Annotated in this window: 21 protein-coding genes; 17 read left to right on the top strand and 4 right to left on the bottom strand. The window is 60.6% G+C overall.

Annotation, left to right across the window (positions count from 1 at the left end):
• Positions 1 to 56 precede the first annotated feature (56 nt).
• Positions 57 to 1,019 carry an acetyl-CoA carboxylase carboxyltransferase subunit alpha gene (locus N4A58_RS16815; protein WP_293711655.1) on the bottom strand — a complete coding sequence of 321 codons (963 nt, stop codon included), beginning with the start codon at positions 1,017 to 1,019 and terminating at the stop codon, positions 57 to 59.
• Positions 1,020 to 1,175: 156 nt separating this feature from the next.
• Here N4A58_RS16815 and N4A58_RS16810 point away from each other — a divergent pair, with 156 nt between their 5' ends.
• Positions 1,176 to 1,643, top strand: coding sequence for a GyrI-like domain-containing protein (locus N4A58_RS16810; protein ID WP_293711652.1), 468 nt, complete (start codon positions 1,176 to 1,178; stop codon positions 1,641 to 1,643).
• A gap of 82 nt (positions 1,644 to 1,725) precedes the next feature.
• Here the strand turns inward: N4A58_RS16810 and N4A58_RS16805 are convergent, their stop codons facing one another.
• Positions 1,726 to 2,685: an L-malyl-CoA/beta-methylmalyl-CoA lyase gene (locus N4A58_RS16805; RefSeq protein WP_293711649.1), complete on the bottom strand. Its 960-nt coding sequence runs from the start codon at positions 2,683 to 2,685 to the stop codon at positions 1,726 to 1,728.
• Positions 2,686 to 2,957: 272 nt separating this feature from the next.
• Between N4A58_RS16805 and dgcN the strand changes: the two genes are divergently transcribed.
• The 5 genes from dgcN to N4A58_RS16780 all read left to right on the top strand — a co-directional run bounded on the left by dgcN (position 2,958) and on the right by N4A58_RS16780 (position 8,036).
• Complete coding sequence (gene dgcN, locus N4A58_RS16800) at positions 2,958 to 3,959, top strand: N-acetyltransferase DgcN (protein WP_072708180.1); 1,002 nt, start codon at positions 2,958 to 2,960, stop codon at positions 3,957 to 3,959.
• A 76-nt stretch (positions 3,960 to 4,035) separates the two neighbouring features.
• A complete protein-coding gene (gene dgcA / locus N4A58_RS16795; RefSeq protein WP_293711646.1) occupies positions 4,036 to 5,001 on the top strand; it encodes an N-acetyl-D-Glu racemase DgcA in 966 nt (321 codons plus the stop codon).
• Between the two features lie 33 nt (positions 5,002 to 5,034).
• On the top strand, positions 5,035 to 5,886 hold the full coding sequence (locus tag N4A58_RS16790; RefSeq protein WP_293711643.1) for a D-amino-acid transaminase: 852 nt from the start codon (positions 5,035 to 5,037) through the stop codon (positions 5,884 to 5,886).
• Positions 5,887 to 6,012: 126 nt separating this feature from the next.
• Positions 6,013 to 7,470 carry an OmpA family protein gene (locus tag N4A58_RS16785; RefSeq protein WP_293711640.1) on the top strand — a complete coding sequence of 486 codons (1,458 nt, stop codon included), beginning with the start codon at positions 6,013 to 6,015 and terminating at the stop codon, positions 7,468 to 7,470.
• Positions 7,471 to 7,472: 2 nt separating this feature from the next.
• Positions 7,473 to 8,036 carry a hypothetical protein gene (locus N4A58_RS16780; protein WP_293711637.1) on the top strand — a complete coding sequence of 188 codons (564 nt, stop codon included), beginning with the start codon at positions 7,473 to 7,475 and terminating at the stop codon, positions 8,034 to 8,036.
• Between the two features lie 65 nt (positions 8,037 to 8,101).
• Here N4A58_RS16780 and N4A58_RS16775 read toward each other — a convergent pair whose 3' ends face one another.
• The gene (locus tag N4A58_RS16775; RefSeq protein WP_218157048.1) at positions 8,102 to 8,404 is read right to left on the bottom strand and encodes a DUF1244 domain-containing protein; all 303 of its coding nucleotides are present in this window, start codon (positions 8,402 to 8,404) and stop codon (positions 8,102 to 8,104) included.
• A 206-nt stretch (positions 8,405 to 8,610) separates the two neighbouring features.
• Here N4A58_RS16775 and pyk point away from each other — a divergent pair, with 206 nt between their 5' ends.
• From pyk to pheT, 8 genes are all read left to right on the top strand, one after another.
• Entirely contained in the window at positions 8,611 to 10,068 is a 1,458-nt protein-coding gene (gene pyk, locus N4A58_RS16770; protein ID WP_293711634.1) for a pyruvate kinase, read from the top strand.
• 35 nt (positions 10,069 to 10,103) lie between these two features.
• Positions 10,104 to 10,334: a hypothetical protein gene (locus tag N4A58_RS16765; RefSeq protein ID WP_245780430.1), complete on the top strand. Its 231-nt coding sequence runs from the start codon at positions 10,104 to 10,106 to the stop codon at positions 10,332 to 10,334.
• A gap of 114 nt (positions 10,335 to 10,448) precedes the next feature.
• The gene (gene rpmI / locus N4A58_RS16760) at positions 10,449 to 10,649 is read left to right on the top strand and encodes a 50S ribosomal protein L35 (RefSeq protein ID WP_072708167.1); all 201 of its coding nucleotides are present in this window, start codon (positions 10,449 to 10,451) and stop codon (positions 10,647 to 10,649) included.
• A gap of 12 nt (positions 10,650 to 10,661) precedes the next feature.
• Complete coding sequence (gene rplT / locus N4A58_RS16755; protein ID WP_072708165.1) at positions 10,662 to 11,027, top strand: 50S ribosomal protein L20; 366 nt, start codon at positions 10,662 to 10,664, stop codon at positions 11,025 to 11,027.
• 395 nt (positions 11,028 to 11,422) lie between these two features.
• Entirely contained in the window at positions 11,423 to 12,496 is a 1,074-nt protein-coding gene (gene pheS, locus N4A58_RS16750) for a phenylalanine--tRNA ligase subunit alpha (RefSeq protein WP_072708163.1), read from the top strand.
• 63 nt (positions 12,497 to 12,559) lie between these two features.
• Entirely contained in the window at positions 12,560 to 12,844 is a 285-nt protein-coding gene (locus N4A58_RS16745; RefSeq protein ID WP_293711620.1) for a YrhK family protein, read from the top strand.
• Positions 12,844 to 13,224, top strand: coding sequence for a VOC family protein (locus N4A58_RS16740; RefSeq protein ID WP_293711617.1), 381 nt, complete (start codon positions 12,844 to 12,846; stop codon positions 13,222 to 13,224). Before N4A58_RS16745 ends, N4A58_RS16740 begins: the two co-directional genes overlap by 1 nt.
• Positions 13,225 to 13,298: 74 nt before the next feature.
• The gene (pheT, locus tag N4A58_RS16735) at positions 13,299 to 15,695 is read left to right on the top strand and encodes a phenylalanine--tRNA ligase subunit beta (protein ID WP_293711615.1); all 2,397 of its coding nucleotides are present in this window, start codon (positions 13,299 to 13,301) and stop codon (positions 15,693 to 15,695) included.
• A 450-nt stretch (positions 15,696 to 16,145) separates the two neighbouring features.
• On the opposite strand, the gene N4A58_RS16730 is transcribed toward pheT, so the two are convergent.
• Positions 16,146 to 17,519, bottom strand: coding sequence for a cytochrome P450 (locus N4A58_RS16730; RefSeq protein ID WP_293711612.1), 1,374 nt, complete (start codon positions 17,517 to 17,519; stop codon positions 16,146 to 16,148).
• Between the two features lie 52 nt (positions 17,520 to 17,571).
• Between N4A58_RS16730 and N4A58_RS16725 the strand changes: the two genes are divergently transcribed.
• The 3 genes from N4A58_RS16725 to N4A58_RS16715 form a co-directional block, all read left to right on the top strand.
• Positions 17,572 to 17,922: an SMR family transporter gene (locus tag N4A58_RS16725; RefSeq protein ID WP_245780431.1), complete on the top strand. Its 351-nt coding sequence runs from the start codon at positions 17,572 to 17,574 to the stop codon at positions 17,920 to 17,922.
• A 100-nt stretch (positions 17,923 to 18,022) separates the two neighbouring features.
• Positions 18,023 to 18,694 (top strand): hypothetical protein, encoded by a 672-nt coding sequence (locus N4A58_RS16720; RefSeq protein ID WP_293711609.1) that lies wholly within the window; start codon positions 18,023 to 18,025, stop codon positions 18,692 to 18,694.
• A gap of 176 nt (positions 18,695 to 18,870) precedes the next feature.
• On the top strand, positions 18,871 to 19,011 hold a 141-nt coding region (locus N4A58_RS16715; RefSeq protein WP_278423146.1), incomplete at its 3' end, for a GTP-binding protein.

Below are 19,011 nucleotides of genomic sequence, written 5' to 3'. Positions count from 1 at the left end.
AGAAAAGCGGAGACGATGTCTCCGCTTTTGCTTGAGTATTTTTTGTAAAAAGAAGCTTAGGCTGCGAGCCCTTTGGACCCCATGTCCAAGAACTTCTTGCGGCGCTGTGCGACCAACTCGTTTGCGCTCAGGCCAGAAACATCGGCCAGCATCTGTTCGAGCATGCGGCCGACCGAGGCCAGAGTGTGCTCGCGGTCGCGGTGGGCGCCGCCCATCGGCTCGGAGATAATCCGGTCGCAGATGCCCAGCTTGTGTAGATCCTGAGCAGTCAGACGCAACGCTTCAGCAGCTTCGCGCATCTTTTCGGCGTCTTTCCACAGGATCGAGGCGCAGCCCTCGGGGGAGATGACCGAATACACTGAGTGCTCGAGCATCGCGACGCGATCTGCGGTCGCAAAGGCCACTGCGCCGCCCGAGCCACCTTCGCCAATCACAACAGAAACCAGCGGCACACCGATTTGCAGACACTTCTCGGTCGAGCGGGCGATGGCCTCGGATTGGCCGCGCTCTTCTGCGCCCTTGCCAGGGTAGGCACCGGGCGTGTCCACCAGCGTCACGACAGGCATGTTGAACTTATCGGCCAGTTCCATCAGGCGAATCGCCTTGCGGTAGCCCTCGGGGCGGGCCATGCCGAAATTGCGTTCGATGCGGGTCTTGGTGTCGTGGCCCTTTTCTTGACCAATGACGACCACAGGCGTTCCGTTCAAACGCGCCATACCGCCCATAACCGCGTGATCATCGGCAAAGTTCCGGTCACCCGCCAACGGGGTATACTCGGTGAACAGAGCGTCGATATAGTCCTGACAATGCGGACGGTTGGGGTGGCGTGCCACTTGGCATTTTCGCCAAGGGGTCAGGCTTGAGTACAGCTCTTTCAGCAGGGTATCGGCCTTACGGTCCAATGCCTTTGCTTCGTCTTCGACATCCATCTCTTCGCTTTGACGGGCAATCGCGCGCAGCTCTTCGGCTTTGCCTTCGATTTCGGCTAGCGGTTTTTCGAAGTCGAGATAATGGGTCATCCAACGCTCCTTTGCTTGACCGCTATATGGCGTCAGTCTGCCGCAGATGCAATCGGGATGACACAAACAAGCCCTTGGCCCTCATTCAGGGTGCGGCATTCGGAAAAGCACGCGTATCGTGCCCCTAGTCGTATTTCATTGAGCGGAGGAATCTTTATGAGCGATGTGATCATTACTGAAAAACCCGCGATGACCTTGGTTGGGATGCACCATCGCGGCCCCTATCCAGAAATGGGCGTGGTCTATCAAAAAGTGGCTGGGATTATTTCACAGCACGGCCTTTGGCCCCAAATCCAAGGCGCCATCGGCGCGGCGTGGGATAACCCCGATCTGGTGGCGGTGGCCGACCTGCGCAGCTTCGCCGGGTTTCACGTGGCGGACGATTTCAATGCGCCGGAGGGGTTGGACCTCCTACATCTCCAAGGCGGAGAGCATGCGGAGCTGCTTCATATCGGTCCTTACGAGGGCCTGCGGTCTGTGTACGGATATTTGATGGGGGACTGGTTTCCCAAGTCGGGCCGACAACATGCCGACGCCCCCACTTATGAAATTTACCTGAATGATCCCACAACGACTGCGCCAGTTGATCTCAAGACACTGATCTGCGCGCCTCTCGCCGCATAAACGAAAAGGGCCGCGTTACCCGCAGCCCTTTCATCTTGGTCCAAATACCCCGGGGGTGCGGGGGCAGAGCCCCCGTTGTCTCTTAGCTGCCCGCAATCATCTCGGATTGGCGTACGATAACTTCGGCCTGCTTGATCGATGCGATGTCGACCAGACGGCCTTTGTAGACAGTTGCGCCTTCGCCCTTGGCTTTGGCCTCTTCCATCGCAGCCAGAATTTCGCGGGCTTCGGTAACAGCCTCTTCAGAGGGGGTGAAGACCTCGTTGGCCAGCGCAATCTGCTTGGGGTGGATCGCCCATTTGCCGACCATGCCGAGTGTCGCGGAGCGCAGGGCCTGCGCACGATAGCCCTCGTCATCGCTGAAATCACCAAACGGACCGTCTACGGGCAGAACACCGTGGGTGCGGCACGCGGCGACGATGGCTGCCTGAGCCCAGTGCCACGGATCAGACCAGTACTTCGCACCTTCGCGCAGCATGTAGTAGTTCTCTTGCGTGCCGCCGATGCCGGTGGTCGCCATCCCCATCGAGGCCGCAAAGTCCGCAGCGCCCAAGCTCATGGCCACCAGACGGGGCGACGCTGCTGCGATCTCCTCGACATGGGCGATCCCTGCGGCCGATTCGATGATGACTTCGAAGTCGATCTTCTTGGTGCGGCCTTTGGCGGTCTCAATCGCGGTGACGAGTGCGTCCACAGCATAGATGTCCGCAGCGCAGCCCACTTTGGGGATCATGATCTGGTCCAGACGATCGCCTGCTTGCTCCAGCAGATCGACCACGTCGCGGTACCAGTAGGGTGTGTCGAGGCCGTTGATGCGCACGGACAGGGTCTTGGTGCCCCAATCGACGTCGCTGATCGCATTGATGATGTTCTCGCGGGCCGCGTCCTTGTCGGTGGGGGCGACCGAATCCTCGAGATCGAGGTTGATCACGTCCGCCGCGCTGGCGGCCATTTTCTCGAACAATGCGGGGCGCGAGCCGGGGCCGAACAGCTGGCAGCGGTTCGGGCGGGCGGGCGCTTGGGGCTGGATGCGAAAGCTCATCGGCTCTGCCTTTCGGTAATGATGTTTCAAATTTCTCGATGGAACGGGTATTAAATTACCCAGCCGTTCGCAAGTCTCTTTTCGCAGATGCGGCATGACGCGGCAGTGCGGCGAGGATTGCTTCTGTCACTCTGGCACCTGCCGAGAAAAAATTCGGCAAATGTCACATTTTTACGAAGGAACTTCGTCACGGGGTCGAAATTACCGCAAATTTCGTATGAAATCTTATCCCAGACCGACCATCCTGATCACAAGTAAAAGGATGACCTGTGATGATTAAGACCCCCTATCTCCTGTTTCTGGGCGATGCGCCCGACCAGCTTGCTGCTAAAGTCGCACAAGGTATCAAAGACTGGCGCCCCGACAATGCCGTAGGCCAGTTCCGCATGGAAGGCTGCAAGGCCGATCTGGGCTTGACCGACATGACTCTCGAAGAGGCCAAGGCCGCAGGTGCCAAAACCTTGGTCGTTGGCGTGGCGAACCGTGGTGGCGTCATCAGCCCTGCGTGGAAGAAAGTTCTGGTCGCTGCTTTGGAAGAAGGCTTTGATCTGGCGTCTGGCCTGCATAACCTGCTGCGCGAAGAGCCCGATCTGGTCGCCGTTGCCGAAGCTTGTGGCCGCGAGTTGCACGATGTGCGCGTCCCCGAGGTAGAATACCCTATTGCGAACGGCAAAAAACGCCGCGGCAAGCGCGTGCTGGCCGTCGGCACCGATTGCTCGGTCGGCAAGATGTATACCGCGCTGGCGCTGGACGAATCCATGCGAAAGAAGGGCCTGAAAAGCACCTTCCGCGCCACCGGGCAGACCGGCATTCTGATCACTGGCAACGGTGTGCCGCTGGACGCGGTCGTCGCGGACTTTATGGCTGGCTCGATTGAATGGCTGACGCCCGACAACGATGACGACCACTGGGACATCATCGAAGGGCAGGGCAGCCTGTTCCACGTGTCCTATTCCGGTGTGACGATGGCGCTCGTTCATGGCGGTCAGGCGGACGCCCTGATCCTGTGTCACGAGCCCACCCGCACTCATCTGCGCGGTCTGCCCGAGTACTCGGTCCCGTCCCTGCAAGAGTTATGGGACACCGCCCTGCCGCTGGCGCGCATCGCGAACCCTGCCTGTCAGGTGGTTGGCGTTTCGGTGAACACCCAGCACATGGGCGCGGACGAGGCGGATGCCTATCTGGCGAAGATCGAAGAAGAGCTGGGTCTGCCCGCGGTCGATCCCTATCGCCACAGCGCGGACAAGCTGGCAGACGCCCTTGCGGCGCTGTAAGTGATGACCTTTGACGGGCGCGCCCAGTGGGTGCGCCCGGACTTTTGAGTATTTGAAGCAAAAAGAAGGAGCGGACATGTCCTTGATCGTTCGCCGCGAGAGTTTCCGGTTGGCCCAAGCGTTCACAATTTCACGCGGGAGCCGGACCGAGGCGCATGTGCTGTCGGTTGCCATCACCCGAGACGGCGTGACAGGGCGGGGCGAATGCGTCCCTTACGCGCGGTATGGCGAGAGCATGGACAGTGTGGCCGAGCAGATAGCTGGCCTGCCGCAGGACATCGACCGCAAGGCGCTGCAGTATGCCTTGCCCGCCGGGGCGGCGCGGAATGCCGTGGATTGTGCCCTATGGGATTGGGAGGCAAAGAAGGCGCGTCGCCGTGTTTGGGATCTGGCTGGGGTCCCTGCACCTGTGGCTGAAATCACGGCGTATACGTTGTCCCTTGCGTCTCCTGAGGAGATGGAAGCGCAGGCGCGCGAGAATGCGTTTCGGCCCCTGCTGAAGATCAAGCTGGGAACGCCCGAAGATATGCCGCGACTGGAAGCCGTCCGCCGTGGTGCCCCCGAGGCGCGGATCATCGTCGACGCCAATGAAGGTTGGAGCGCCGAGGTTTACGGCGAACTCGCGCCGCATCTGGTGCGTCTAGGGGTCGAGATGGTCGAGCAGCCTTTGCCCGCGGGCGAAGATGACGCGCTGATCGGGATGGATCGCCCTGTGCCCCTTTGTGCCGACGAGAGCTGCCATGACCGTGCGAGCCTGGACAAGCTGAAGGACAAGTACGACATCATCAACATCAAATTGGATAAGACCGGCGGCCTGACTGAGGCTTTGGCCCTGCGCAAGGCGGCCGAGGACATGCGCTTTGGCATCATGGTCGGCTGCATGATCGGCAGCTCGCTGGCGATGGCCCCTGCGACCGTTGTCGCCAAGGGCGCGAAGGTTGTGGACCTTGACGCGCCGCTGCTTCTGGCCGAAGACCGTGACAACCCGCTGCACTACGATGCCGATGGTGTGCATCCGCCTGTGGCCGCACTTTGGGGCTAAGGCCCTGCGACTGACTTTAGGAGAAGACCCGACATGACCCGCACCGTCTATGTAAACGGCGAATACCTGCCGGAAACCGAAGCCACGGTTTCGATCTTTGACCGCGGCTTCCTGATGGCGGACGGCGTGTACGAGGTGACCACCGTTCTGGATGGCAAGCTGATCGACTTTGACGGCCACGCCAAGCGTCTGTCCCGTTCGCTGACCGAACTGGAGATGAAAGAGCCCTGCACCCAAGATGAGCTGCTGGAAATCCACCGCAAGCTGGTCGAGGCCAACAACGTGACCGAAGGCCTAGTGTACCTGCAGGTGACCCGCGGTGCAGCAGATCGTGATTTTGCCTACCCCAAGGATGCCGAGCCCACTCTGGTGATGTTCACGCAGGAAAAGGTTCTGGCCAAGAGCCCCGTTGCCAAGGCTGGCATCAGCGTCATTTCGATCCCTGACATCCGCTGGGGCCGCCGCGACATCAAAACCGTGCAGCTGCTCTACCCCTCGATGGGCAAGATGGCGGCCAAAGCGGCTGGTGCTGATGATGCATGGATGGTCGAAGATGGCAGCGTGACCGAGGGCACCTCGAACAACGCCTATATCGTTAAGGACGGCGTGATCATCACCCGTAACCTCAGCAACGACATTCTGCACGGCATCACCCGCGCCGCGGTTCTGCGTTTCGCCCAAGAAGCGCAGATGCAAGTCGAAGAGCGCCCCTTCACCATCGAAGAGGCCAAAGCAGCGGACGAGGCGTTTGTGACCTCGGCGACCACCTTTGTCATGCCCGTCGTGAAAATCGACGACGCGGCGATTGGCACCGGCGAAGTTGGCCCGATCGCCAGCCGTCTGCGTGAAATCTACATCGAAGAAAGCCGCAAAGCCGCGCTGTAATTGCACGTCTATACCGCTGGTTTACCGCCCGCGCCCTAGTGGTGCGGGCGTTTGCCGTTTGTAGGGTTGCCTTGGCGTGCGCATGAGGCCACTACTGCGCGCGTAAATTGATTTGTGGAGGGTATGATGCGCACGATTGCAGGTGCGGTCATTGTATTGGCAGGTTTGGGCGGATTGGGCTGGTGGGCCACCGTCCGTCAGGCAGACGTGATTGAGCAGCAGATTTTGCAGGCCGCCACGGCGCTCGAGGTCCCCTCGGTGCACGGTGTGGATATTGCTGTGTCTGGGCGCGACATCACGTTGACTGGCATTGCCAATGGACCCGACAAAGCCGAAGCTTTGCTTGCAGCTTATGCCGCTGTCCCTGGTCAGCGCGAGGTTCGGGCGGATTGGACCGTGTTGCCCGTGGTTTCGCCTTATGTCATGGCCGCCCGCTGGCAGGATGGCACCTTTGCCGCCGAAGGGCATTTGCCGACCGAAGCTGTGCGCGCCGAACTGGAGCCCATACTGGGCGCGACCCAATCGCTGGCTCTGGGGGCTGGTGCCCCCACGGATTGGAGTGCGGCGGCCAAAGTCGGTTTGACCGCGACGCGCCTGCTAGAGGAGGGAGAGATGCGGCTCGAAGATCAGACTCTGATCCTGAACGGCATCGCACGCACCCCGTCCGAGGGTGCTGCAATCGAGCGCACCCTAGGCTCCTTGCCCGATGAGTACCGCAGCGAGCTGGTGCTGGACTATCTGGATGATGGCACACCGCCGGAATACAGCATCACCTATGACGCGAGCACCGGCCTGCGGATTGATGGGAAATTGCCAGCAGGTTTGACCGCAGATGACGTGTCAGGCGCGCTGAATTTTGTCGCCCATGGCGGGAATGCGCAGACCGGCCTTTTGGGGGATCCGGCGGGTCATATCGACCGGCTGAAACCGCTTGCAGAGTGGCTTCCCGAATTGGAACGTCTGACCATCGTGCGGACCGGTGATGATCTGTCCGTCGTGGGCACCGTCGGGGCAGGGGTGGACGCCGAACTGGTCGCCGAAGCCCTGCCCGAGGCTGTGGGCAATCCGGTGAACCTCGCTGTCGGGGCGGCGCAGCAGCCCGATGGCAGCCTGCGTACCAATGCAGCCACGGGTGCCACCGAGGTCGCGCGCGCCGGATATTGGCTGCCTCACGTGCAGTTCAATCCCGACATCGACACATGTGCGGACCGCATGAACACTGAACTTCAGCGGAACCCGATCCAGTTTCTGACCGGCTCGGCCCGCCTCGATGCCAAGGCCTCTCGGGTTATTAACGCAATGGCATCTGTTGCTGCGCTATGCGTGACAGATGGCAACCTGCGCGCGGAAATCGGCGGGCACACGGATTCTGTCGGTGACCCCGCCAGCAACCGCGCCCTGAGCGAAGCCCGCGCCAATGCCGTGCGTGCCGCTTTGATCGCGCGCGGTGTCGCGTCGCGTGCGCTGGTGGCCAACGGCTACGGGGAAAGCGACCCGATTGAAACGAATGATACCGAAGAGGGCCGTGCGGCGAACCGCCGGACGACTGTGATCTGGTCCCCCTCTGATGATGGAGTGAACTGAGTATGTTCCAGAACTGGAATTTTCTGATTGCCGAGATGTGGGTGCTGCTGGCGCTGGCCGCGCTGGTGGGTCTGATCGCTGGCTTCTTTTTCTTTGGTGGCAAATCCAAGGGCGAGGGTAACTTCTCGCTCGATCAATCGCTGGCGGCGGCCAAGAGTGAACTGCTGAGCCTGCGCAAACAGTTGGATGCCGCGCAGGAACAGATGTTCGCCCAAGAGGCCGAACTGTCAGATCTGCGCCAAATTGCTGCGGCCTCTGGTGTCGGTCTTGGGACCGATGGGGCAGGCGCGGGCGAGGATACGCTGGCAGAACTCCCCGAAGAGATGCCCGAAGAATTTGCGCAACTCATGCTGCAACGGGACGAACGGATCGCCCTGCTCGAAGCCGATCTCGAAGACTTGCGGGCCGAACTGGAAACCGACGCGAGCAAGATCGAAGCCCGCTTCGAAGAAATGATCGTCGAGGCTGACGCCCGCGAAGCCGAGATTGAGCGCCTGACCGAACTCGTGGCCGCGTACGAGGCTGCAACCGGCACCGACGATATGCCGAAACAAGCCAACGGCTAACCAACACAAGGAAAAAGGCGCCGCAGGAAACTCCGCGGCGCCTTTTTTACGTCTCGAATAAATTTTTAGCCCGCATCGGCAGGCTTATTGACCTCGAACGATGCCAGCTGCTCGGCATTCGCTTCGGTCTGGTACTTATCCTTCCACTCGGAATAGGGCATGCCATAGACCGCCTCACGGCCTTCGTCCTTGGTCATCTCGATCCCGCGCTCGGTTGCGGCCTCTTGGTACCAGCGAGACAGGCAGTTCCGGCAAAACCCTGTCAGGTTCATCATGTCGATGTTCTGCACATCCGTGCGCTCGTTCAGATGCGCCAGCAGGCGGCGAAAGGCGGCAGCTTCAAGTTCGGTGCGCGTCTGTTCATCAATCTGTGACATTGCTTTGCTCCTCTTCCGGCAAGTACAGTCCTAGCTGAGGCCCCTGCGCCAAAGCGTCAAGGGGCATCTGTACCGGCGATTGTGCATATTGAAGCAGCAACCTGTTGCCCCAGAGGCCATGTTAGGGCATAACGCGGCTGACGTTAGCGATAACATGAGATGCGCCGGTTTATACCGTGAAGGAGGAGGGCCGAATTATGAGACGCCACCGTAAAGTGAAAATCGTGGCCACCCTTGGGCCGGCTTCGAACGATTACGCCATGATCCGCAAGCTGCACGAGGCTGGTGCAGACGTATTCCGTCTGAACATGAGCCACGGCAGCCACGAAGAAATTGCAGAACGCCACAAGATCATTCGCCAAGTCGAAGAAGATCTGGGTAGCCCCATCGCCATCCTTGCTGACCTTCAGGGTCCGAAGCTGCGTGTGGGCGTGTTCGCGAACGGGTCCGAGAATCTGGAAGAAGGCGCAAAGTTCCGCCTCGATCTGGACGAGACCGAAGGCACCATCGACCGCGTGTGCCTGCCGCACCCCGAAATTTTCGCCGCGCTCGAGCCCGGCGCGCACCTCTTGGTCAACGACGGCAAAATCCGTCTGAAGGTCGAAAGCTGCGACCGCGAATCGGCCGATTGCGAAGTCATCGCCGGCGGCACCATCTCGAACCGCAAGGGCGTGAACGTCCCTGACGTGGTTCTGCCGCTGGCCGCTCTGTCGGACAAGGATCGCGGCGATCTGGAACTCGCGTGTTCGCTGGGTGTGGACTGGATCGCTCTGTCCTTCGTTCAGCGCGCCAAAGATGTGTGGGAAGCCCGCGAACTGGTGCAGGGCCGCGCCGCCGTCCTGTCCAAGATCGAGAAGCCCTCGGCTGTCTCGTCCTTCGAGGAAATCCTCGACGCGTCGGACGGCATCATGGTTGCCCGCGGTGACCTTGGCGTCGAACTGCCTGTCCAGAACGTGCCCCCGATCCAGAAGCGTCTGGTCCGCAAGTGCCGCGCGGCAGCCAAGCCCGTGATCGTTGCGACCCAGATGCTGGAATCGATGATCGACAGCCCCATGCCCACCCGCGCCGAAGTGTCGGACGTGGCGACCGCCATCTACGAAGGCGCCGACGCGATCATGCTCTCGGCCGAATCGGCAGCGGGCCAGTACCCCGAGCAAGCGGTCAAAACCATGGATAACGTGGCCCGCGAAGTCGAAGGCGACGACACCTGGCGCGAAGTCATCACCGCATCGCGTGGCGGCACCGCCCCCATGCGCGGCACCGGCATCGCCCACGGCATCGTGGCTGCGGCCCGCGAAATCGCGGAAACCGCGCAGATCAAAGCGATCTCATGCTTCACCCAGACCGGTACCACCGCGCTGCTCACCTCGCGCGAGCGTCCGATGGTTCCGATCATCGCGCTGACCCCGCTGCTGCGGACTGCGCGCCGTCTGGCCCTGTCGTGGGGTGTGCAGCCGATCAACACCAAAGAAGTCGACCGTTTCAAAATGGCGGTGGTCTCTGCGGTACGTGCGGCCCGCGCCGAAGGATACGCGACCGAGCAGGACCATATTGTTGTCACAGCAGGCGTTCCCTTTAATGTGACCGGTTCCACGAACATCTTGCGCGTCGCTCCCTGCGAAGAGCGTTTGATTTTTAACACCGATCCCGAATAAACCATTTAGCAACTGTTACAGTTGCGAGTGGGTAAATGGGAATCGACACAGATCTGGCATTGGTTGTAGGCCTCGTTATCGGGGCCTTCGCCGTTCCGAGCATCGTTTCCGCGTATATCGACGGACGCACCCCGCGGGTGGCGATGATCGCCATCGTGCTCTCGGGGGTGTCCTTGGTCTACGCGCTCAAGACTCATCCGAACGGATATGACGTCGGAGATGTCCCCGCAGCCTTCGCCTCTGTGATTGGGCGATACCTGCACTGATTTAGCCTTGTGCTAAAGATGATGCCCTTGTATAGGGCGCGCTCTAACCGCGCGACCGGCCTCAGTGGCATGCCGAGTCGCGTTCGGACCGAACCTGCATTGAAGGAGACGGAAATGCCCAAGATGAAGACAAAATCGAGCGCCAAGAAGCGCTTCAAAGTGACCGCGAATGGTCGCGTGATTGCTGGCCAGGCTGGCAAGCGTCACGGCATGATCAAGCGTACCACCAAATTCATCCGTACCGCCCGTGGTACCACGACTCTGTCGGCTCCCGACGAGAAGATCGTGAAAAAATACATGCCCTACGCGCGCTAAGGAGAGAACGGAATGTCCCGAGTCAAAGGTGGTACCGTCACCCACGCCCGTCACAAGAAGATCATCAAGCAGGCCAAAGGTTACTACGGCCGCCGCAAGAACACCTTCAAGGTTGCAGCACAGGCCGTCGACAAGGCGAACCAGTACGCAACCCGTGACCGTAAGGCCCGTAAGCGTAATTTCCGCGCTCTGTGGATCCAGCGTATCAACGCAGCCGTCCGTGCACACGATGAGAGCCTGACCTACTCGGCCTTCATCAACGGCCTGAACAAAGCTGGCATCGCAGTTGACCGTAAGGTCCTGGCAGATCTGGCCGTTCACGAGCCCGCAGCCTTCGGCGCGATCGTTGATCAGGCAAAAGGCGCTCTGGCAGCTTAATCTCGTTCCACGAGACACCAGAATGGAAACGCGGGTCCCATCGGGCCCGCGTTGTTCGTTTGTCGAGGGAAAACGCGTTATTGACCCCGTTGGTTCTTTTGGCGCGCATTGGATTTTTTGAGTATTTTTTCAAAGCAGAAAGACAACGAAGTTTTAAGATGTTCAGGCGCATCATAACGCTACGGTACAGGCTGGAGAGCCGATGGCCGTCAAAGCTGAAAGCGCTCTGCCTGTCGTCTGATTTCCTTGGAACAGCTGGCGGGCAGAGCGTGACTTGCCTTTCTGCTTTGTCAAAATACTCACGTCTCCCAACCGCGAAGCCGCCGCTATCCTCTCCAAACTCTTGCGTCCCGCCCCGCTTGTGGTAGCAAGCGCCCAAAGCCAAGGAGGGTGTCATGGACGATCTGCGCGCGAAATATATCGAGGCCATCGCGGCCGCTGGTGATGAAGCCACCATCGAAGAGGTGCGTCTGGCTGCCGTCGGCAAGAAGGGCGAGATCAGCCTGAAAATGCGCGAGCTTGGCAAAATGACCCCCGAAGAGCGTCAGGTCGCGGGCCCCGCTTTGAATGCCTTGAAGGACGAGATCAACGCAGCGCTGGCCGCGAAGAAGGCTGCTTTGGCAGATGCAGCGCTGGACGCCCGTCTGAAAGCCGAGTGGCTGGATGTGACCCTTCCGGTTCGTCCGCAGCGTCAGGGATCAATCCACCCGATCAGCCAGGTCACCGAAGAGGTCACCGCGATTTTTGCTGACATGGGTTTCTCGGTGGCCGAAGGGCCTCAGATCGAGAGCGACTGGTATAACTTCGATGCGTTGAACATCCCCGGCCACCATCCCGCGCGGGCCGAGATGGACACCTTCTACACCCACCGTGCCGAAGGCGACGATCGTCCGCCCCACGTTCTGCGCACCCACACCAGCCCCGTGCAAATCCGCCACATGGAAAAGCATGGCGCGCCCTGCCGCATCATCGCGCCCGGACGTGTGTACCGCTCGGACTACGACCAGACTCACACCCCCATGTTCCACCAGATCGAAGGTCTGGCGATCGACAAGGACATCTCGATGGCCAACCTCAAGTGGGTGCTCGAGCAGTTCGCCGCCGCCTTCTTCGAGGTGGACGAGGTCGAGGTCCGCTTCCGCGCGTCGCACTTCCCCTTCACCGAACCTTCGGCCGAGATCGACTTCCGGTGCTCGTGGGTTGATGGCCAGTTGAAGCTGGGAGAGGGCGATGATTGGCTCGAGGCTGGCGGCTCGGGTATGGTTCACCCCAAGGTTCTGGAAAACGCGGGCATCGACTCGACCCAGTGGCAGGGCTTCGCCTTTGGCCTTGGGATCGACCGTCTGGCCATGCTGAAATACGGCATCCCCGATCTGCGCGCCTTCTTTGACGCGGATCTGCGTTGGCTGCGCCACTACGGATTCTCGGCGCTGGATGTGCCGACGCTGCACGGCGGCCTCAGCCGCTAAGGCGATTGAAACAGCAGGGCAGGGCACTAAGCTCTGCCCTGTTTTTGTTTCCAAGGATTGCCAATGCACCTTTTTCACAGTCAGAACCGCACCCGTAGCCCCGAGTCCGAACGCCTGTATGCGCGGTATGAATTGCTGCATACGCTGGTGGATTTCGCGGCGGCGATCCTGTTTCTGGTCGGCTCTGTTCTGTTCTTCTGGAAATCGCTGGAAACGGCGGCGATCTGGCTCTTCGTCCTTGGATCGCTGTGTTTCTGCGCCAAACCGACGATCCGATTGGTCCGCGAAATCCAGCTCTATCGCATGGGCAAATTCGAAAAACTGGCCCACGGCGAAACGGACACCTGATGCTGCAATCCATCCATCACGTCGCGATCATCGCCAACGACTACGCGCGGTCCAAATCCTTCTACGTCGATATCCTTGGTGGGCAGATCATCGCGGAAACCTACCGCCAGGCGCGTGATAGCTGGAAACTGGATATCGCGCTGGCGGGTGCGCAGATCGAACTTTTCAGCTTTCCGGATGCCCCCGCGCGCCCCAGCTACCCCGAAGCGCAGGGCCTGCGGCATCTGGCGTTCACTGTCGCGGATGTCGCCAAAACCAAACAGCAGCTCGAAGCCCAAGGCGTCGCGGTCGAAGAAATCCGCACCGATTCTCTGACCGGCAAGCGGTTTACCTTCTTTGCTGATCCAGATGGCCTGCCGCTCGAACTATACGAGGCCTAACCCCTCTTTCCCCCTGCCGCCCTATGGGCTATGCCGTGCCTCGAATGAAACCTGACAAATAAAGGCGCGCGGCGATGAAGTTCACCCTGTCCTGGCTCAAGTCACACCTCGATACCTCGGCCACTCTGGACGAGATCCTCTATGCCCTGACCGATCTGGGCCTCGAGGTCGAAGGCGTTGAAAACCCTGCCGAGAAACTGGGTGCCTTTACCATCGGCAAGGTGCTGACCGCCGAGAAGCACCCCGATGCGGACAAGCTGAACGTCTGCACCGTCGCCACCGACGAGGGCGAGCTGCAAATCATCTGTGGCGCCCCGAACGCCCGCGCTGGCATCACCGTCGTGGTCGCCAAGCCCGGCACCTATGTTCCCGGCATCGACATCACCATCAACGTCGGCAAAATCCGTGGCATCGAAAGCTATGGCATGATGTGCTCCGAGCGCGAGATGGAGCTGTCGGATGAACACAATGGCATCATCGAACTGCCCTCGGGCGAAGTTGGTCAGAAGTTTACCGACTGGCTGGCGGAAAACGACCCCGCCAAGGTTGATCCCGTGATCGAGATCGCGATCACCCCCAACCGTCCCGACGCCCTTGGCGTGCGTGGCATCGCGCTGGATCTGGCGGCCCGCGGCCTTGGTACGCTGAAGCCCGCGCCCGTGACCCCCGTGGCTGGCACCTTCCCGTGCCCGATCAGCGTCAGCATCGACGATGACGCGCTGGCGGGCTGCCCCGTCTTCTACGGCCGCGTCATCAAGGGCGTGAAAAACGGCCCGTCGCCCGCATGGCTGCAGGACTACCTGCGTGCCATCGGCCTGCGCCCGATCTCGGCGCTGGTCGATATCACCAACTTCTTCACCTATGACCGCAACCGCCCGCTGCACGTGTTCGACGCGGACAAGGTCGCTGGCAACCTGCGCGTTCACGCGGCACAGGGCGGCGAGACGCTGGTGGCGCTGGATGAAAAAGAATACACGCTGCAGGCTGGCATGACCGTGATCAGCGATGACAACGGCGTTGAATCCATCGCGGGTGTCATGGGCGGCCTGCCCTCTGGCTGCACCGACGAGACGACCAATGTCTTCCTCGAAGCTGCGTTCTTTGACACCGTCCGCACCGCGCTGACGGGCCGCGCGCTCAAGATCAACTCTGACGCCCGCTACCGTTTCGAACGTGGCATCGACCCCGCTTGGACTCCCGAAGGCCTAGAGGCCGCGACCCAGATGATCCTCGATCTCTGCGGCGGCGAGGCGTCCGAAGTGGTCATGGCGGGCGAACTGCCCGACCATTCCCGCGCCTACAAGCTGGACACTGACCGCTGCCAGAGCCTCGTTGGCATGGAAATCCCCGCCGAAACCCAGCGCGCGACCCTCGAAGCGCTCGGCTTCGTCATGGAAGGCGACATGGCCCACGTTCCCAGCTGGCGTCCCGACGTTCTGGGAGAGGCCGATCTGGTCGAAGAAGTCGCCCGCATCGCCTCGCTGACCAAGCTGGTCGGCAAGCCCCTGCGCCGCACTTCGGACGCGCTGCCCAAGCAAATCCTGACCCCGATGCAAAAGCGCGAGAGCATCGGTCGCCGCACCGCTGCCAGCCTCGGCTACAACGAATGCGTGACCTATAGCTTCATCGACGGCAAACAGGCGGCTCTGTTCGGCGGCGGCACCGATGCCACCCGTCTGGAAAACCCGATCTCTTCGGAAATGAGCCACATGCGTCCCGACCTGCTGCCCGGCCTCTTGGCTGCGGCCAGCCGGAACCAAGCACGCGGGTTCAACGATCTGGCGCTGTTCGAATGCGGCCCTGCCTTCCACGGCGGCGAGCCCGGTGAACAGCACACCCAGATCACCGGCGTTCTGATCGGCCGCACGGGCCCCAAAGACACCCACGGCGCCTCGCGCCCCGTCGACGTCTACGACGCCAAAGCAGACGTCGAGGCGATCCTGTCGGCCATCGGCGCCCCCGCCAAGGTCCAGATCATGCGCGACACCGCTGAATGGTTCCACCCGGGCCGTTCGGGCCGCATCTGCCTTGGCCCGAAAAAGACCCTCGCGGTGTTCGGCGAGCTGCACCCCAAGGTGCTGGACGCGATGGATGTCAAAGGGCCCGCCGTGGCCTTCACCATCTGGCCCGCCGAAATCCCGCTGCCGCGCAAGGCTGCGACCACCCGCGCCGCGCTCAAGGTCAGCGACCTGCAGGCGGTCGAGCGTGACTTCGCCTTTGTCGTGGACGCGAATGTCGAGGCGCTGACGCTGGTGAACGCCGCTGCAGGTGCCGACAAGGCCCTGATCGAAGAGGTCCGCTTGTTCGACGAATTCATCGGCGGCAGCCTCGGAGAGGGTAAGAAGAGCCTCGCCATCACCGTGCGCATCCAGCCGACTGAGACCACGCTCAAGGAAAAAGACCTCGAGGCGATCAGTACCAAGATCGTGGAAAAGGTTCAGAAGGCGACCGGAGCCACCCTGCGCGGCTAACCGGACGCGACATTTCCCAGAAAAGCGAAAAGCGCCGCCCTGCAAAGGGTGGCGCTTTTTAGTTGGGTCCAAAAACTCTCAAATAGTCACAGGTCGCAACTAATCTGGCTTGCGAATGCGCGCAAGCAAAGCTGACACTTAAACTACCTATTGGGGAGGGGCGTTGAAGGTAATAACTGGGGCTCCTAATTCCGACCACCACTCACGAAGTCCGAGGAGCCCCAGCAAAACATGCTAAAAAGTACTTCAACTATACGAAAGACGATACGCTATCGAAAGTCTAATGGCAACTATTAATCGCGAGTATTGATCGAAATATTTAATGAGAGGTTAAGATTTTTCGTTTATAAAACAGCGCCATATACCGAAGTGATAGTTTCAGGTTCGTTTTATACACAGTGTTTCCGACCTGCTCACATCTCGATCATGCATATTTGATAGGCTGACACTCTATGGTTGATTCGCCTTTGTGACATTTGGTTGCAGCCAAACTCCACCTTCAGGACGCAAGGTGAGAATCATAACTGGTTTCGGGTCGCGACCGGCTACAGGATCAAACCGATAGCGCGATAGTAACGTCGCTAAAATGATCACAGCCTCCGTCAGAGCGAAGCTTGCGCCTATACAGATCCTCGGACCGTCCCCGAACGGCAGATAGGCGTAGCGCCGAATCGCCTTGCGGTCGGCAAACCGTTCGGGCCGGAAGGCATCAGGATCGTCCCAGAGCAGGTTGTTACGGTGCAATGCATAAATCGGGATCATTACCGTATCTCCGGGCCGCACCTCGCGCCCACAGAGCCGATCCGCCTTGCGCGCCGTCCGCGACACCAACGCTGCCGGCGGATACATCCGTAGCGCCTCGTCCACGATCTGCCGGATGTAGGGCAGGTTGGGCACGTCCTCGGCCCCCGCCACACGGTCCCCGAGCACCGACTGCGCCTCGGCCCGCGCCAACTCCTGCACGCGCGGATCACCTGCCACCAGATACAGCGCCCAAGACAGCGACAGCGCCGTCGTCTCGTGCCCCGCCACGATAAAGGTCAGCAGGTTGTCCCGCAGTTCCTCGGTCGACATCTGCCGACCAGATTCGGGGTCCGCCCCAGCCAGCAGCAGGTCCAGCAAATCGGGCGCCGCATTCGGTTGCCCCGAGGCACGGCGTCGCTGGATCGCCTCGTCTGCCACGCGCTGCATATCGGTCAGCGCCCCGCCACTGCGAATCCGGCTCAGGCGTGGCACCCAACTGGGCAGCCCCAGCATATCCCCCAGCGAAATCTTGGCCGTGCTCTGGATATACGCCTCGATCGCGTGATGGACCCCGTCGCGGTCGAACCCTTCGTCCCCCGAAAAGGTCACATCCGAGATCACCTCGAACGTGGTCTGCACCATCTCGTCGAACATGTTCACCGCGCGCTTGCCTGCCGCAGCCTCGAGCCGCCGCACCGTCCGCTCGGCCGCCGCTGACATCACGGGGGCCAAGGCCATCACATGCCGGTGCGAGAAAGACGGCGCCGCCGTCCGCCGCTGCCACATCCATTCCTGCCCCTCGGCGATAAACAGGCTCTCGCCGATGGCGGGCCGCAGCAGGTCCTTGGTCACCGTGGATTTCGGGTAATCCGCCAGCTTGTCACGCAGAATCGTGTTCAGCGCCTCTGGGTCCATCACCATATGCCAGCGTTTGCCCGTGCGGCCTGACACCATCGGCTGACGTGTCGCGATTTCGGGCAGAATCTCCAAGACATTGCGTCGCGCGGTCTGCAAACTCTTCAACACACCCATGGGTTCTGTCACCAAGGGGACGCGAACTGGAAAGTCGGACTGGACCATTTTGAACCTCTCCTCTTCCGGCTAGGATGTAGCCGAGGCGGTCCCTCTGGCAATGACGAAAGGTGTTTTCATGCTGCCCTATCTGGCGTTGGCCACGGCGATTGTCTGCGAGGTCATCGGCACCTCCGCGCTCAAACGCACCGAAGAATTTACCAAGCTCGGCCCGACCCTGTTGACCGCAGTGTCCTACCTGATGGCCTTTTATCTGTTGACGATTGCCCTGCGTGTGCTGCCCGTCGGAATTGTCTATGCCGTCTGGAGCGGGCTTGGCGTCGTGCTCATCTCGCTTGTGGGCTGGGTGGTGTTCCACGACCGTCTGGATCTGCCCGCCCTCTTGGGGATCGGGATGATTCTGGCAGGGGTGATGACGATCTTCATCTTCTCGAATTCGGCGGGCCACTGACCCGCGCCGGTGCCGCCATAGATGTAAGCAGGGCATCAAGCGTTGCTACTGTGGCGGTATTCGGGCTATCCCCCTCTGCGAACACGCGACCGGAGCCCATATGACCCGTTTCTTTGCCATCGCCATGCTTTGCATCCTTGCCGCTTGCGGCAGCAAATCCGATCTCGAAGAGCCGCCGGTCCCTCTGGGGCATTTCCGTCTGGGGCATAATGTGGTCGTCGCGCCCCATCCTGTGCAGGGACCGCTGTCCCGTGATGTCGCCCCCGAAGAGTGGGTGGACACCATGCGCGCTGCCATCTCTGACCGCTTTGACCGCTACGAGGGCGACAAGCTCTACCACCTCGGGATCAGCGTCGATGGCTACGTGGTCGCGCAGACCGGCATCCCGCTGGTGCTGGCGCCGAAATCGGTCGTCATCCTGAACGTCACCCTCTGGGACGACGAAAAGGGCGAAAAGGTTAACGACGAGCCAGAGCGCATCATGGCGCTCGAATCGCTGAACGGCAAAAACATCGTGGGGTCCGGCCTGACCCAGACCCGCGAAGAGCAGATGGCAAATCTGTCTTACAACGCGGCCAAGCGCATCGAGAACTGGCTGAAAAACAACATTGAGGAGTTCGGCCTCGATGTCCCGCCGGTCGAACCCTATGTCGATGACCGCGAAGAGAGCGCCGAAACCGCCGAAGCGCCAGAGGCAGAGGGCGAAGATACCGCCGAAACCCCGGTGATCGAAGACCCAGAGATCGCGCCTGCAGAAATCGCCGCCGAATAGGCCAACCCAAGGGCGGATCATCGAAAATTCCCGCCTGCGACCGGTGCGACAACGACACAACCCCGCTTCTCGCGTTCTCTATGTCATCTGACGCTTGATTTTCTTCTGTGCGTCCAATACATCGCCCGCGATGCTGAACCGGGGCAGGCTGCCCCCCCAACTACGAGGCGCCATCGATGGCAAAGGAAAAGTTTGAGCGTAGCAAACCGCACGTCAACATCGGCACCATTGGTCACGTTGACCACGGTAAGACCACTCTGACCGCAGCGATCACCAAGTACTTCGGTGACTTCAAAGCGTACGACCAGATCGACGGC

The organism is Donghicola sp., assembly GCF_025210255.1.
Classification (GTDB): Bacteria; Pseudomonadota; Alphaproteobacteria; order Rhodobacterales; family Rhodobacteraceae; genus Donghicola; species Donghicola eburneus.
This window is presented reverse-complemented; position numbering and strand designations above follow the sequence as displayed.

Coding starts and splice junctions, on each gene's coding strand:
- N4A58_RS16815 (WP_293711655.1), bottom strand. CDS start 1,019: ATGACCCATTATCTCGACTTCGAAAAACCGCTAGCCGAAATCGAAGGC.
- N4A58_RS16810 (WP_293711652.1), top strand. CDS start 1,176: ATGAGCGATGTGATCATTACTGAAAAACCCGCGATGACCTTGGTTGGG.
- N4A58_RS16805 (WP_293711649.1), bottom strand. CDS start 2,685: ATGAGCTTTCGCATCCAGCCCCAAGCGCCCGCCCGCCCGAACCGCTGC.
- dgcN (WP_072708180.1), top strand. CDS start 2,958: ATGATTAAGACCCCCTATCTCCTGTTTCTGGGCGATGCGCCCGACCAG.
- dgcA (WP_293711646.1), top strand. CDS start 4,036: ATGTCCTTGATCGTTCGCCGCGAGAGTTTCCGGTTGGCCCAAGCGTTC.
- N4A58_RS16790 (WP_293711643.1), top strand. CDS start 5,035: ATGACCCGCACCGTCTATGTAAACGGCGAATACCTGCCGGAAACCGAA.
- N4A58_RS16785 (WP_293711640.1), top strand. CDS start 6,013: ATGCGCACGATTGCAGGTGCGGTCATTGTATTGGCAGGTTTGGGCGGA.
- N4A58_RS16780 (WP_293711637.1), top strand. CDS start 7,473: ATGTTCCAGAACTGGAATTTTCTGATTGCCGAGATGTGGGTGCTGCTG.
- pyk (WP_293711634.1), top strand. CDS start 8,611: ATGAGACGCCACCGTAAAGTGAAAATCGTGGCCACCCTTGGGCCGGCT.
- N4A58_RS16765 (WP_245780430.1), top strand. CDS start 10,104: ATGGGAATCGACACAGATCTGGCATTGGTTGTAGGCCTCGTTATCGGG.
- rpmI (WP_072708167.1), top strand. CDS start 10,449: ATGCCCAAGATGAAGACAAAATCGAGCGCCAAGAAGCGCTTCAAAGTG.
- rplT (WP_072708165.1), top strand. CDS start 10,662: ATGTCCCGAGTCAAAGGTGGTACCGTCACCCACGCCCGTCACAAGAAG.
- pheS (WP_072708163.1), top strand. CDS start 11,423: ATGGACGATCTGCGCGCGAAATATATCGAGGCCATCGCGGCCGCTGGT.
- N4A58_RS16745 (WP_293711620.1), top strand. CDS start 12,560: ATGCACCTTTTTCACAGTCAGAACCGCACCCGTAGCCCCGAGTCCGAA.
- N4A58_RS16740 (WP_293711617.1), top strand. CDS start 12,844: ATGCTGCAATCCATCCATCACGTCGCGATCATCGCCAACGACTACGCG.
- pheT (WP_293711615.1), top strand. CDS start 13,299: ATGAAGTTCACCCTGTCCTGGCTCAAGTCACACCTCGATACCTCGGCC.
- N4A58_RS16730 (WP_293711612.1), bottom strand. CDS start 17,519: ATGGTCCAGTCCGACTTTCCAGTTCGCGTCCCCTTGGTGACAGAACCC.
- N4A58_RS16725 (WP_245780431.1), top strand. CDS start 17,572: ATGACGAAAGGTGTTTTCATGCTGCCCTATCTGGCGTTGGCCACGGCG.
- N4A58_RS16720 (WP_293711609.1), top strand. CDS start 18,023: ATGACCCGTTTCTTTGCCATCGCCATGCTTTGCATCCTTGCCGCTTGC.